Source organism: Ruegeria sp. D1(2025) (genome assembly GCF_056536425.1).
Map to the genome: position 1 here is coordinate 1 of NZ_JBQFPO010000019.1, position 12,902 is coordinate 12,902.

The 12,902-nt window shown below is 58.8% G+C and carries 11 protein-coding genes; 3 read left to right on the forward strand and 8 right to left on the reverse strand.

Annotated elements, in window-relative coordinates; all coding sequences use genetic code 11:
• Positions 1 to 354 precede the first annotated feature (354 nt).
• The gene (gene katG, locus ACR1XU_RS22205) at positions 355 to 2,556 is read right to left on the reverse strand and encodes a catalase/peroxidase HPI (RefSeq protein ID WP_480906468.1); all 2,202 of its coding nucleotides are present in this window, start codon (positions 2,554 to 2,556) and stop codon (positions 355 to 357) included.
• A gap of 318 nt (positions 2,557 to 2,874) precedes the next feature.
• On the reverse strand, positions 2,875 to 3,717 hold the full coding sequence (locus tag ACR1XU_RS22210; protein ID WP_480906471.1) for an SDR family oxidoreductase: 843 nt from the start codon (positions 3,715 to 3,717) through the stop codon (positions 2,875 to 2,877).
• A 90-nt stretch (positions 3,718 to 3,807) separates the two neighbouring features.
• Here ACR1XU_RS22210 and ACR1XU_RS22215 point away from each other — a divergent pair, with 90 nt between their 5' ends.
• On the forward strand, positions 3,808 to 4,440 hold the full coding sequence (locus ACR1XU_RS22215) for a class I SAM-dependent DNA methyltransferase (protein WP_480906474.1): 633 nt from the start codon (positions 3,808 to 3,810) through the stop codon (positions 4,438 to 4,440).
• A 13-nt stretch (positions 4,441 to 4,453) separates the two neighbouring features.
• On the opposite strand, the gene ACR1XU_RS22220 is transcribed toward ACR1XU_RS22215, so the two are convergent.
• Genes ACR1XU_RS22220 through ACR1XU_RS22230 form a run of 3 tightly spaced genes read right to left on the reverse strand, consistent with a single transcriptional unit; the run spans position 4,454 to position 8,422 of the window.
• Positions 4,454 to 5,233 (reverse strand): carnitinyl-CoA dehydratase, encoded by a 780-nt coding sequence (locus ACR1XU_RS22220; RefSeq protein WP_170682602.1) that lies wholly within the window; start codon positions 5,231 to 5,233, stop codon positions 4,454 to 4,456.
• On the reverse strand, positions 5,230 to 7,245 hold the full coding sequence (locus ACR1XU_RS22225; RefSeq protein ID WP_480906478.1) for an acetate--CoA ligase family protein: 2,016 nt from the start codon (positions 7,243 to 7,245) through the stop codon (positions 5,230 to 5,232). The genes ACR1XU_RS22220 and ACR1XU_RS22225 overlap by 4 nt, the downstream gene beginning before the upstream one ends.
• A gap of 16 nt (positions 7,246 to 7,261) precedes the next feature.
• Positions 7,262 to 8,422 (reverse strand): acyl-CoA dehydrogenase family protein, encoded by a 1,161-nt coding sequence (locus ACR1XU_RS22230; protein ID WP_480906481.1) that lies wholly within the window; start codon positions 8,420 to 8,422, stop codon positions 7,262 to 7,264.
• Between the two features lie 77 nt (positions 8,423 to 8,499).
• On the opposite strand from ACR1XU_RS22230, the gene ACR1XU_RS22235 reads away from it, so the two are divergent.
• Entirely contained in the window at positions 8,500 to 9,447 is a 948-nt protein-coding gene (locus tag ACR1XU_RS22235) for a GlxA family transcriptional regulator (protein ID WP_170619856.1), read from the forward strand.
• Between the two features lie 12 nt (positions 9,448 to 9,459).
• On the opposite strand, the gene ACR1XU_RS22240 is transcribed toward ACR1XU_RS22235, so the two are convergent.
• Positions 9,460 to 10,452 carry a sterol desaturase family protein gene (locus ACR1XU_RS22240; protein WP_480906484.1) on the reverse strand — a complete coding sequence of 331 codons (993 nt, stop codon included), beginning with the start codon at positions 10,450 to 10,452 and terminating at the stop codon, positions 9,460 to 9,462.
• Between the two features lie 92 nt (positions 10,453 to 10,544).
• Complete coding sequence (locus ACR1XU_RS22245) at positions 10,545 to 11,300, reverse strand: class II aldolase and adducin N-terminal domain-containing protein (RefSeq protein ID WP_480906487.1); 756 nt, start codon at positions 11,298 to 11,300, stop codon at positions 10,545 to 10,547.
• Positions 11,301 to 11,414: 114 nt separating this feature from the next.
• On the opposite strand from ACR1XU_RS22245, the gene ACR1XU_RS22250 reads away from it, so the two are divergent.
• Entirely contained in the window at positions 11,415 to 12,290 is an 876-nt protein-coding gene (locus ACR1XU_RS22250) for a LysR family transcriptional regulator (protein WP_480906490.1), read from the forward strand.
• A gap of 88 nt (positions 12,291 to 12,378) precedes the next feature.
• Here the strand turns inward: ACR1XU_RS22250 and ACR1XU_RS22255 are convergent, their stop codons facing one another.
• Positions 12,379 to 12,813 carry a VOC family protein gene (locus tag ACR1XU_RS22255; RefSeq protein ID WP_480906493.1) on the reverse strand — a complete coding sequence of 145 codons (435 nt, stop codon included), beginning with the start codon at positions 12,811 to 12,813 and terminating at the stop codon, positions 12,379 to 12,381.
• Between the last annotated feature and the right edge of the window lie 89 nt (positions 12,814 to 12,902).

Below are 12,902 nucleotides of genomic sequence, written 5' to 3' on the forward strand. Positions count from 1 at the left end.
CGGTCTCTCCCGAGCGTCTCAACCGTCTTTCCAGTCCGTCAGGCCGTCTCCCCGACCCGTCAGCACCGCCTCAGCAGCGCCGGTGAAGGGGTATTTACGGATTAGGTCTGGGACCTGCAACCCCCATTTTCAAAAAACTTCACATTTCACTGCAGAAACTGACGCGGGTTAATGAAAACAACAGGTTATCTTAATAATTCGCGCGTTTGAGCGGCTTGTGCGCTGCAGAAACCGGGTAAGAAGTCGACCTTTCGGCGGAATCGTACCCAATGTTTGGTATGCACCTAGATGCTAACCAAAGAAAACGCCACCCGAGTCTCCTCAGGCGGCGCAATCACAGTAATGGTCGCTGGTTTACTGCAGATCGAAACGATCCGCGTTCATCACCTTGTTCCAGGCCGAGACAAAGTCACAGACGAATTTGCCCTCGGCGTCGGCCTGACCATAGACCTCGGCCAGTGCCCGCAGCTGCGAGTTCGAACCAAAGACCAGATCAACTCGGGTGCCGGTCCATTTGACCTCTCCGCTGGACCGGTCGCGCCCTTCGTAGACGCCCTTGCCTGCGGGCTTCCATTCGGTGCTCATGTCCAGAATGTTGGTGAAGAAGTCGTTGGTCAGCGCTCCGACACGATCGGTGAAGACGCCATGCTTGCCGTCGCCGAAGTTGGCGCCCAGAACGCGCAGGCCACCGACAAGTGCTGTCATCTCGGGTGCCGACAGGTTCAACAACTGCGCCCGGTCAACCAGCAACTCCTCGGGTGAGACGGTGTAGTCGGCCTTCTGGTAGTTGCGGAAACCGTCAGCGATGGGTTCCATCACCGAGAAGCTCTCGACATCGGTCTGTTCCTGCGTCGCATCGGTGCGGCCCGGGGTGAAAGGCACTTCGACATCCTGACCACCGGCTTTGGCCGCCTGCTCGATTCCAACCGCACCCGCAAGAACGATCACATCCGCCAGCGATACTTTCTTGCCACCCGACTGTCCGTCATTAAACGCCTTCTGAACTCCCGACAGGGCATTCAGCGCCTTGGACAGTTTCAATGGCTCGTTGACGTCCCAGTCTTTCTGCGGCGCAAGCCGGATACGTGCACCATTGGCACCTCCGCGTTTGTCAGATCCGCGGAAGGTCGAAGCAGAGGCCCAGGCGGTCGAAACCAGCTGAGACACCGACAATCCTGCCGCTGCAATCTTGGCCTTAAGGTCTGCCACATCCGCATCATCGACCAGATCGTGATCCACGGCCGGAACGTTGTCCTGCCAGATCAACTCTTCGGTCGGGGCTTCCGGACCAATATAGGCCGAACGCGGACCCATGTCGCGGTGGGTCAGTTTGAACCAGGCCCGTGCGAAGGCATCTGCGAACTCTTCCGGGTTCTCATGGAAACGCTTCGAGATCGGGCCGTAGATCGGGTCCATGCGCATCGCCATGTCGGCGGTTGTCATCATGGTCTTCACCTTCTTGGACGGATCATGCGCCGCCGGGGCCATGTCTTCCTCTTTCACGCCGACCGGCTCCCAGATATACGCGCCCGAGGGGCTTTTGGTCAGGTTCCAGTCATAGCCGAACAGCAGGTCAAAATAGCCGTTGTCCCATTTGATCGGGTTCGCAGTCCATGCGCCTTCGATCCCCGAGGTCGTGGTGTCATCCCCCTTGCCCGAACCAAACTTATTGATCCAGCCAAAGCCCATTTCCTCGATCGGGGCGGCTTCTGGTTCCGGACCGACCAGATCGGGGTCGCCCGCACCGTGCGCTTTGCCGAAAGTATGACCACCCGCAACCAGCGCAACGGTTTCCTCGTCGTTCATCGCCATCCGGCCAAAAGTATCGCGAATATCGCGGCCCGAGGCCAGAACGTTGGGTTCACCATCCGGGCCTTCCGGGTTCACATAGATCAGACCCATCTGCACGGCGGCCAGCGGGTTTTCCAGATCGCGCTCGCCCGAATAGCGGCTGTGCGGGTTGTCTGTCGGAGCCAGCCAGTCCGTCTCGGCACCCCAATAGATGTCTTCCTCGGGTGCCCAGATATCTTCGCGGCCTCCGGCGAAACCAAAGGTCTTGCCCCCCATCGACTCGATGGCGCAGTTACCGGCCAGAATCATCAGATCGGCCCATGAGATCTGGTTGCCGTATTTCTGTTTGATCGGCCACAGAAGACGGCGGGCCTTGTCGAGGTTGCCGTTGTCCGGCCAGCTGTTCAACGGTGCGAACCGCTGGTTTCCCGTCGAGGCCCCGCCGCGTCCATCCGCCGTCCGGTACGTCCCGGCGCTGTGCCAGGCCATCCGGATAAACAGGCCACCGTAGTGGCCATAGTCCGCCGGCCACCAGTCCTGCGAATCCGTCATCAGCGCATAAAGGTCTTCCTTAAGCGCTTTCATGTCCAGCTTCTTGAATTCTTCGGCGTAATCAAAATCCGCACCCAGCGGATTTGATGCAGGCGTTTTCTGGTGCAGAATCGACAGGTTCAACTGGTTCGGCCACCAGTCCCGGTTCGACCGGGTACCCGCACCATGCATGACAGGGCATCCGCCTGTTTTGGGGTTATCACTTCCGTCCATATCGATCTCCAATCCTGGCTAAGTCCGGCAGGTTCGCGTGTGCAAATCTCAGATAAGTATAGTGGTTCGAACAGCACTCATCGTGCCGAGTCGTCCACATCACTCACCGGCAGAAGTAGCAAATTCAAACCATGCAAAAAAGTTTTGTTTTCCGATCAGTTTCATAGCTTTTAGCTATTACTTGGAATTCACCTCAGACAGCGAAACCTGGTCGGGCCGGACCAACACCCGACATGCACACCACACTCATCCCCTCAGGTCGCCTGACCAGGGGATTCAACAGTAAAAGATCCAGTCAGAAATGGCGTTTCTTAACCGCTACCGCTTCATCAGGGATTCCAGCCCGACACGATAGTCGGGATAAAGAAGCCGCACGCCCAGCTCTTCCTTGATACGGTCGTTTCTGACGCGCTTGTTCTCATTATAGAAACTCCGCGCCATCGGAGTCATGTCAGCGTCCTCGAATGCCACGGCTGGTGGCAGCGGAAGCCCCTGAAGCTCGGCCGCGTAACCGATGACGTCCTGAGGCGGCACAGGCTCGTCATCACAAACATTGTACACCGAACCGGGATTGGGCCGTGCCATGGACGCCCGCAGTACCTGCGCAATATCGGCAACGTGAATGCGCGAGAAGACCTGCCCCGGCTTGATGATCCGCCGCAGCCCGCCGCGTTTGAGTTTGGAAAACGGTCCCCGCCCGGGACCATAGATGCCCGCCAGTCGAAAGATATGCGTCGGCAGGCCCGGAATTCCCGCCCATTCCTGTTCCGCGTGCAAGCGCCACTGGCCCCGGTCAGCCGTTGGTGCAGGCGGCGTCGATTCGTCGACCCAGTCGCCCTGATGATCGCCGTAAACCGCGGTTGTCGACAGATATCCCACCCAGGAAAACTGATTGGCCCGCGCCTCGATCTCGGTCCGCAGGGCGGCCAGAACCGGATCGCCTTTTGCCGTCGGCGCGATCGAGATCAACAAATGCGTCACCCCATCCAGTGAAGGTGCCTGACCCGGCCAGATCAGAGGGTCGGCACCTGAGGCCCGGATTGCATCGGCCCCGTCCGCATCCCGGGTTGTCCCGACAATCTGCCATCCATCATGCATCAGCAGCCGCGACAGTGCCTGCGCCGAATACCCGTGTCCAAACGAAAAAAGAGATCCAGTCATGGCCCCTTAGATGATCCGCTAAAGCGCCAGATGCAAGCACCTGCCCGAGGATACTTGATTCGAATCCCCTGATGCGCCTTTGATTGTGTCATGAGCGACAAGAACCCCGATCTGAAAGCCGCCTATGCGCTGAAAACGCCAGAGGACAACAAACGCCTCTATGCCGAATGGGCCGGAGATTACGACGAAGGCTTTGCGGCCCTCGAAGACTATCAGCTTCATGTTCACACCGCCCGCGCCTTTGTCGGTGCAGGCGGCCAAGGGCCGGTTCTGGATGTGGGTGCTGGCACCGGCCTGTGCGGCGCAGTGCTGGCAGGGCTGGGAGTCGGGCCAATTGATGCCACCGACATCAGTGGTGAAATGCTGAGTCAGGCAATGCGAAAGGACATATATCGGGATGCGATCGAGGCCGATCTGAACCACGGAATCCCGGTTCCCCAAGACAGTTATGCCGGCATCGTTTCGTCAGGCACATTCACGCATGGCCATCTGGGGCCGGATGTTCTGCCCGCTTTGTTGCGCATTGCGCGTGCCGGGGCGCAGTTCGCGTTGTCCATCAACGCCAGGCACTTTGAAAAGCTAGGCTTTGCCGAGGCGCTAAGGGAGTTGGAACAGGATCAGATCCGCAATCTGACCCTGACCGAAGTTCGCATCTACGGAGATCTTGCAGCAGGCGAAAACAAGGATGACACCGCGTTCATCGCGCTGTTCGAACGCATTTGAATAGCCGCGCCGTTCAGCGCCCCTTCCAGACCGGGTCGCGTTTTTCGGCGAAAGCCCGCGCGCCTTCCAGATTATCATCAGAGCCGTACAAGGTATCGATCGTCGACAATTGGCGCCGCGTGATCCGGTTCATGATGTCCTGAAACTTTGAATCCTCTGCCTCACGCACAACTTCCTTGATTGCCGCATAGACCAGAGGCGGGCCGCTTGCCAGAAGCCGCGCAAGCTCCCACGCGCGGTCCATCAGTTGATCGGCGGGAACGATTTCATTGACCAGACCCCAGCGGTGCGCCTCGTCCGCATCAAACCAACGTCCCGTCAGCAACAGTTCCATGGCAACATGATAGGGAATGCGTTTGGGCAGTTTGACGCTGGCGGCATCGGCAATCGTGCCCGAACGAATTTCGGGCAGGGCAAAGCTGGCATGATCGGCGGCAATAATGATGTCAGCGCTCAGCGCCAGTTCCAGACCACCCCCACAGGCGATTCCGTTCACGGCAGCGATCACAGGCTTGTTCATGTCGCGCAGTTCCTGAAGCCCGCCAAAACCACCAACACCATAATCGCCGTCAACCGCGTCGCCGTCAGCCGCGGCTTTCAGATCCCAGCCGGGGCAAAAAAACTTGTCCCCTCCGCCGGTCAGAATGGCCACACGCAGATCGGGGTCATCGCGGAAATCGCGAAATACGTCCCCCATGACGCGGCTTGTCGCCAGATCGATGGCATTGGCCTTGGGTCGGTCCAGTGTAACTTGCAGAATTGCGCCATCGCGTTTGGTTTTGACCGGATTCATGAGCTTGCCTTTCGGATCAGGGCATCCACCGCAACCGCACCTTCCTTGGTGCAGATGAGAGGATTGATTTCAACTTCGCTGACAGTTGCCGCATTGGCAATGACATACGCCTGTACGGCTTCGACCGCGTCCAGAATTGCATCGATATCCGCTGCCGGTTTGCCCCGGTATCCTGCCAGCAACGGTGCACAGGCCAACCGTCCCAGCGCGTTCTGCACGGCCTGCCGGGACGAAGGCACGAGCATTGAGACGGTATCACGCAGAATTTCAGTCAGTACCCCGCCCGCCCCCAAAGTCAGGACAAATCCATGCGCCGGATCACGCGTGACGCCGATCAGCAACTCGGCAACAGCGCCATCCGCCATTTCCTCGATCAGTATGTCGTCGGTGCCGATCTTCTTTGCCACGGCGGTCAGAGCATCGGAACTTACACCGAGATGAACCGCACCATGTTCGGACTTGTGTGCCAGGCCAATGCCTTTGACCGCAAAGGGGCCACACAAACCGACTGCGGCCTCGGCCACGCTGCTTTTGCAGGCTACAACACGCCGCGGCACCTTCACGCCGTGACCTGCCAAAGCCTCTTTTGCTTGCGCTTCGGTCAGAACCTGATCCGGGTCAGAGTTTGAGGGCAACAAAACCGGTTCTGCCGGTTCAGGTACGACGCGCGCCGCCGCCTCGATTGCGGCCAGCGCCTCGTGCAGGCCGGCAAAAGGGACAACACCACCGTCGACCAGTTGTTGCGCCACGTCCTGCGGCATCAGTTCGGGCAGGGTCGCTGTTACGGCAAAGGGGCGACCCGTGTGCGCGACGCAGTTCAGCGCCGCCTGCGTGGCGCAGGCCCAGTCGGTCGCATCGGTATGGGGATAGTCGACAATCGACATCGTCAGCGCCTTGTCCGGCCCGGTCAATCCGGTCCACGCACGGGTCATCGCATCAGTGTCGCGCCAGATATAGGTGTGATAGTCCAGCGGGTTTGCCAAAGCCACCATCGGCCCCAACGCGGCGCGCAGATCGGTCTTTTGCCGGTCTGTCAGCGGTGGGAAATGCAGATCGCGCCCCTCGGCCATATCCGCGCCCAGGCTCGCCTCGCCGCCAGAGCAGCTGATCATGCCCAGACCGTTGCCATCCAGACGTCCGGTGACATGCAGCAGTTTCAGGCATTCCAGAAAGCTCGGAATGTCACCCAGCCGGGCAATCCCAAGGCGGTTCAGAAAAGCCTGTGCTCCGGCGTCGTCTCCTGCCAGGGACGCGGTATGCGAGATCGTCGCCGCCTGTGCATGCGCGGAACGCCCCATCTTCAGCGCAACGATCGGCACCCCGCACGCGTGCGCCTTGGTGGCCAGCGCCTCCCATTTGCGCAGATCGCCAAAGCCTTCGATATGCACGCCGATGGCGGTGATCCGGTCATCGTCCAAAAGGGCCGACGCGATATCGGCCTGATGCGTCTGAGCCTGATTCCCGCAGGTCAGGATAAAGGCCAACGGCAGGGCACGGCGCTGCATCGTCATGTTGATGGCCATATTCGAGCTTTGCGTCAGGATCGCCACACCACGATCAACAGGCTGCATTCCATGCTGATCCGGCCAGACCGCAGTTCGGTTCAAGCCATTCACAAAGCCATAGCAATTGGGCCCGAGTATCGGCATATCTCCGGCGGCAGAGACCAGTTGCGATTGCAGATCGGCAGCCCGATCGTCTTCGGCCCGCGCTTCGGTGAAGCCCGAGGCGAAGCAGACCGCTCCGCCCGCGCCGCTCGCAGAAAGGGCTGCAACCGCGGATACGGTTGCATGACGGTTGATCCCCACGAAAGCCAGATCGGGGGGGCGGGGCAGATCCTCAATCGACGCATAAGCCTGTAAACCCGCGACTTGCGCAGCCTTGGTATGAACCGGCCAGATTTCTCCCTCAAATCCGAACTTGCGGGCCTGCGAAATCACTTCGGCGCACCACGCACCGCCACCGATGACCGCCAGTGTCGAAGGGTTCAGAACGCGCGCCAAAGCACCCATCACACGAGCTCCGGCGTCATGCGCCCAGCGCCCGCAACAGATCGCGGCTGATGATGTGGCGCTGAATTTCGCTGGTGCCGTCCCAGATGCGTTCAACGCGGGCATCGCGCCAGAACCGTTCAAGCGGGTAGTCGTCCATCAGCCCCATACCACCATGAACCTGAATCGCGGCGTCCGTCACCCGCGCCAGCATCTCCGACGCATAAAGCTTGGCCGAGGCGATCTCGCGGTTGCTTGGCAAACCCTGGTCCAGCCGGTCGGCGGCGGCCAGCGTCAACAAATCGGCTGCGTCAATCTCGGTGATCATGTCGGCGATCTGGAACGAAACGCCCTGAAACTTGCCGATCTTCTGCCCGAACTGTTCGCGCGTCGCGGCATAATCCAGCGCATAATCAAAGGCGCGGCGGGCGCGCCCCACGGACATGGCCGCAACGGTGATACGGGTGGCATAGAGCCATGTGTTCATGACCTCGAAACCGCCATCGACCTCACCCAGAACCTGAGCATCGGGCAGTCGACAATCGTCAAAGTCCAGAACCATGTTCTTGTAACCGCGGTGACTGACCGACTTGTAGCCGTCCCGAATCGTGAGACCCGGAGTCCCACGATCCACCAAAAACGCCGTAATCCGCTTTTTAGGGCCTTTTGGCGTCTGATCTTCGCCTGTAGCGATGAAGACGATGATAAAGTCGGCATGCTCGGCGCCCGAGATGAAATGCTTGGTCCCGTTGACAACCCAGTCACCTCCGTCACGCACAGCTGCACATTTCATGCCACGCACATCCGAACCCGCGCCGGGTTCGGTCATCGCCAACGCATCCATCCGCTCACCGCGCACGGCAGGCATCAGGTAGCGTTCGATCTGATCCCCTTCACAGGCCATAAGAATATTCTGCGGCCGCCCGAAGAAATGGTTCAGCGCCATCGAACCCCGCCCCAGTTCGCGCTCGACCAGGGCAAATTCCAGATGGTTCAGCCCGGCGCAACCGACACTTTCGGGAAAGTTGCAGGCATAAAAGCCCAGTTCCAGAGTCTTGCGTTTGATGTCCTCGGCGATCTCATGCGGAACTTCACCGGTCCGTTCGACCAGTTCTTCGTGCGGGTAGATCTCGTTCTCGACAAAGCTGCGAACGGTTGAGACGATCATCTCCTGTTCGTCGGACAGGCCATATTGCATCGGTTCACTCCACATTTGGACTTGGCGCTATCCTGACGTGGCTTGAAATCACGATCATACAGAATTAGACGATTATCATGCCGAAGTGGAAAAAATCTCCTCCTGCAACGCAGCGACTGGGCGTTCTGCTGTTCGACGGGTTTTCCAACCATTGCCTTGCCAATTCGGTCGAACCGCTGCGCGCGGCGAACACCCTGTCGGGGCGAACCCTTTATGACTGGACATTCCTGTCGCTGGATCCTGGGCCCGTTACATCCTCGTCCGGCCTGCAGGTCGCACCGCATGAAACGCTGCAAAAATCTCATGGCGATATGTTGTGGGTTATGCCGTCATACGGGTTTCAGGCCCATGGCGGCTGGCGCACGCTGGCCGGACTAAGATCGGCTGCCGAAAGGTTCCAGACACTGGCCGGCCTGGACACCGGAAGCTGGCTGCTGGCGCGGGCCGGCTTGCTGGACGGTCATCGCGCCACCATCCACTGGGAGGAACTGACAGGTTTTACCGAACGCTTCCCCGAAGTCACGGCCCTGCGTGAGCGATATGTCATCGACCGCAACCGCATTACCTGTTCAGGCGCCATGGCAGCTTTCGATTTGGTCCTGTTTCTGATCGGGCGGGATCACGGGCAGGCCCTGGCCCTGGAAGTGTCCCAATTGTTCATGACCCGCGACTCCGCACGCTCTCATACCGGTGGGGCCGGTGCAACCAGCGGCTATGTGAACAAGGCTTTGGGCCTGATGCAGGAAAACCTGGAATCACCTTTGTTAGTGTCTGATATTGCCCGGCGCGTGGGGCGTTCGCAAAAGGCGCTTTCAATCCGCATGAACTCTGAACTCGGCGCAGGGCCAGCACAGGTTTATCGGCGGCTGCGCCTGAATCTGGCGCGCAAACTGGTTTCCGAAACCGATCTGAGCATCGCCGAGATCGCCTTGCGCACGGGCTACGATGATCCCAGCGCCCTGACGCGCGCGTTCAGGGCCGAGTTCGGTGAGACACCGCGCGCCCTGCGGACGCGCGGAACTTGAAACCGCCACCAGTCAGCCGAACATCTTTTTCTTGCGCGCTCGGGTAACTTCGGTCGCCTCGGGCGAGCCGTCATGGAAAGTTCCGAACCAGCGGTCCCAAGGCATCTCCTGATTGCCGTAGTTGCATTCGTAATACCGATGGTGGAGCTGGTGGTAGAACGTGCCCAGAGCCAGCCGTTTTCTATCCTTCACCAGCAACTCCTCGTACCCGGTATGGGTCATCGCAGCGCCCGGGCCCTGAAACACGATGTGAAAATACAGGTGGATCGGATGGGACGGAACAATCCAGTGAATGCACAGGGTCGAGAGATAAAAGAAATGCTCGACCGGATGCATCGAGAAACCTGACCAAGGGCCGATATTGACGTTTCGGTGATGCAGGCTGTGGACCTTTTTATAGAGGAACGGCTGATGCAGCAGACGGTGCACCCAGTAAAAATGAAAGGCCGACCACATTGGCAGCAGGATCAGCCAAAGGATGAACCAGACCGGATTTTCAGCAAAGGTGATGGTCGGCGCATATCCGTTGGCCATCAACCACATGGTCACGGCCTGAAACCCGGTCAGCTGCAGAACGCCCGACCCCAGAGACCAGAACATGTTGTCCAGCACCTGATCGCTGAAATTCCACAGCTTGTTGTTCTTGCCCAGCTCGCGCCGTTCGAACTTCAGCTTTTTGCCCTGCGCCTTGCGCATATGGAAGTACCAGTGCAACCCTCCGGCGACGATGAAGATCATGGCAAAATTCACCAGCCAGATCTGAAAAATCCAGCCAAACGCAAAAGTCCTGGCGGTTTCGAGCGATGGGTAGAAAAACGCCCACAGCGCAACGGCCAATCCCAGCATCAGAACCCGTTCGCTAAGGGTTAGCCAGTTCCGGGCGAGCCAGCCCGCCAAATACGCCGGATCAGGTGGCCAGCGAAACACCGAAGGATTCTGCAATGGCAGATCAGGGTGGTAATTCCACTCGCGGCTCATGTCCTGCATCTGAGAATTGTCTGTCACGTCGATGTATCCTGTGGTTGGGATCGGCAATATTCAGGGCTCCGGCACCGTGCAGACACGTCCGGTTGCTCTGCCCGTCAGGAAGGTCTGGTTCAGGTGGCGTAGTCCGAGCCTTCGGCGTCCAGCACGGCCTTGATTTCGCGCATATGCGCTTCGGCTTGCCCGGGATAGTCATCAAGCTCTTGCGCCGTTTTCTCGGCGATCTCGTCCGGAAGAACCCGCAACTTCTGTCCGGTCTGCAGCGCGCGTATGTAGGTTTCCGCAGCTCTTTCAAAGTAATAGAGCCTGTTGAACGCGTCCGCAGGATCGCTGCCGATCACCAGAACACCATGATTGCCCATGATCATGACTTTCTTTTTCGGGTCCGCCAGCATCGAGGCACAGCGTTCGCCTTCACTCTCAAAGGCCAGACCGCCAAATTCCTCGTCAACAACGTAGCGGTTGTAGAACGTGGCGGTGTTCTGGTCGATCGCGGGCATCGTGCTGTCCGCCAGCGAGGCCAGTACGGTGGCAAAGATCGAATGCACATGCATCACGCAACGCGCATGTGGGCAATGTCGATGAATCGATCCGTGCAGGCCCCACGCGGTCGGGTCCGGTGCACCGGGCTGGTGCATCACGTTCGGGTCATTTGCGTCCAGAAACAACAGATCCGATGCCCGTATACGGGAAAAGTGCATCTGATTGGGATTCATCAGAAACTGCGTGCCGTCTTCGTTCACCGCCAGGCTGAAGTGGTTCGCGACCGCTTCGTGCATGTTCAACCGTTCGGTCCAGCGGAATGCGGCGGCCATGTCCACACGTTCGGGCCAGTGGTCAATATTGGGGCGCAGGCTGGCAACGGTCATGTCAGAAACTCCTGTTATTCGGGTCTGCGTGGAACCGTGCCTTTTGCAAGCGAGTTTGACCAACGAAAAATTCACGGTTAATCCATTAGCTCAGCTAATGCCGAGGTTATGCAAATGCAAAAACTGCTTCCGCCTTTGGGATGGCTGCGCACCTTTGAAGCGGCGGCCCGCCATCTTTCCTTTACCGGGGCCGCACGCGACCTGAACATGACGCAAAGTGCTGTCAGCCAACAAATCAAGGCGCTGGAAGGTCACCTGGGGCAGCCCCTGTTTCTGCGTCGCCACCGAGCGCTGGAGCTGACCGAGGCCGGAATTACTTATTTGCCTGTCGTTCGTGACGCTTTTCGCACCCTTGTCCGGGGCACCCAGGCCGTTACGGGTGCACAGCAGAACGCGGTGCAGGTGCAATGCAATATCACCTTTGCGGTAAACTGGCTGGCCCCCCGTCTGCCGCGGTTCCGCGCTTTGCACCCTGATGTCCAACTGAATATCTTCACCGAACTTTGGGAACCCCGGGAAATGGCCGAGGGCGCGGCGGTCGAGATCCGTTATTCCTTGCGTCCGGCAGATACCGTGAGGACCGAGTTTCTATGTTCCGACGCCTATTATCCGGTATGTGCTCCGAATTATCCGGTCACTTTGGAGACCCTGCAACAGCAGCCCCTGTTCGACTGTTCGAACCTCATGTCAAACTGGGCAAGCTGGGCGGAAGATCAGAGCCTAAATTGGGAAAACCCGCCCATTACTTATGCCACCACCTATCTGTTTGGCCTGTCCGTCGCGATGGCTGGCGGCGGGTTGTGCCTGGCCCATGACGCCATTGCCAAACATCTGATTGAGAAAGGAAGCCTGATCGCCCCCTTCGCACATCGTGCCGCGATGCCCGAGGCGTACTACCTGTTGCTGTCACCTCAGGCCGAAGAGAATTCAGGGGCAGTTGCGTTTGCTAAATGGCTGCGAAAGGAAATTGCCGAACCCGTTCCGAGCTGATCCCAGCGAGTAGGTCTCCCGCCCATCATCTATGCCCGTTGGGCCTCTCCTTTGGTTGGGCCAAGCAGCGCTGCGCGCTGCTGGCAGCTCAGTCCTGATTTACGTCTTTCGGGCGGCTGGGAACCCAAGCATATCCGTTTTCACAGAGGATATAGGCCTCGCGCAATCCATGCGGTTTATCCGTTGGGGCCTGCAGAACGGTGCCCCCGGCCCCTTCTGCACGGGCAGATGCATCGTCCGGATCTGTTTCGTACAAGCGAATTTCAACACCGGCCCCGCGCGGGGGATTCTCGGGCAGCAATCCAAGCAGGGGATTCGAGTGGTATGTCCCGTCAGAGTGCAACTGAAAGACGTGCGTTCCGTAGGTGACGATCGCAAAATCTGCGGTCACTTGGTGGCTGGTCATGTCAAAAACAGCCTCTAAAAAAGCGCATTCCGCCGGTACATCGCGAACCAGCAGGTTCAGACCGATCCCACTGAGGCTGCGCCCAAAACTGTCTGCATCTATTGCGTCATAATCCATGGCACCATGCAAAACCCGAACCGCGGCGCATTGCAAGTGCTCAGCCCCATCCGGCAAATTGTGATGGTTTCATGATACCCGACTGCCGG

Excerpts from the sequence above, each read along its gene's own strand:
- katG (WP_480906468.1), bottom strand. The coding sequence starts at position 2,556 with ATGGACGGAAGTGATAACCCCAAAACAGGCGGATGCCCTGTCATGCAT.
- ACR1XU_RS22210 (WP_480906471.1), bottom strand. The coding sequence starts at position 3,717 with ATGACTGGATCTCTTTTTTCGTTTGGACACGGGTATTCGGCGCAGGCA.
- ACR1XU_RS22215 (WP_480906474.1), top strand. The coding sequence starts at position 3,808 with ATGAGCGACAAGAACCCCGATCTGAAAGCCGCCTATGCGCTGAAAACG.
- ACR1XU_RS22220 (WP_170682602.1), bottom strand. The coding sequence starts at position 5,233 with ATGAATCCGGTCAAAACCAAACGCGATGGCGCAATTCTGCAAGTTACA.
- ACR1XU_RS22225 (WP_480906478.1), bottom strand. The coding sequence starts at position 7,245 with ATGGGTGCTTTGGCGCGCGTTCTGAACCCTTCGACACTGGCGGTCATC.
- ACR1XU_RS22230 (WP_480906481.1), bottom strand. The coding sequence starts at position 8,422 with ATGCAATATGGCCTGTCCGACGAACAGGAGATGATCGTCTCAACCGTT.
- ACR1XU_RS22235 (WP_170619856.1), top strand. The coding sequence starts at position 8,500 with ATGCCGAAGTGGAAAAAATCTCCTCCTGCAACGCAGCGACTGGGCGTT.
- ACR1XU_RS22245 (WP_480906487.1), bottom strand. The coding sequence starts at position 11,300 with ATGACCGTTGCCAGCCTGCGCCCCAATATTGACCACTGGCCCGAACGT.
- ACR1XU_RS22250 (WP_480906490.1), top strand. The coding sequence starts at position 11,415 with ATGCAAAAACTGCTTCCGCCTTTGGGATGGCTGCGCACCTTTGAAGCG.
- ACR1XU_RS22255 (WP_480906493.1), bottom strand. The coding sequence starts at position 12,813 with ATGGATTATGACGCAATAGATGCAGACAGTTTTGGGCGCAGCCTCAGT.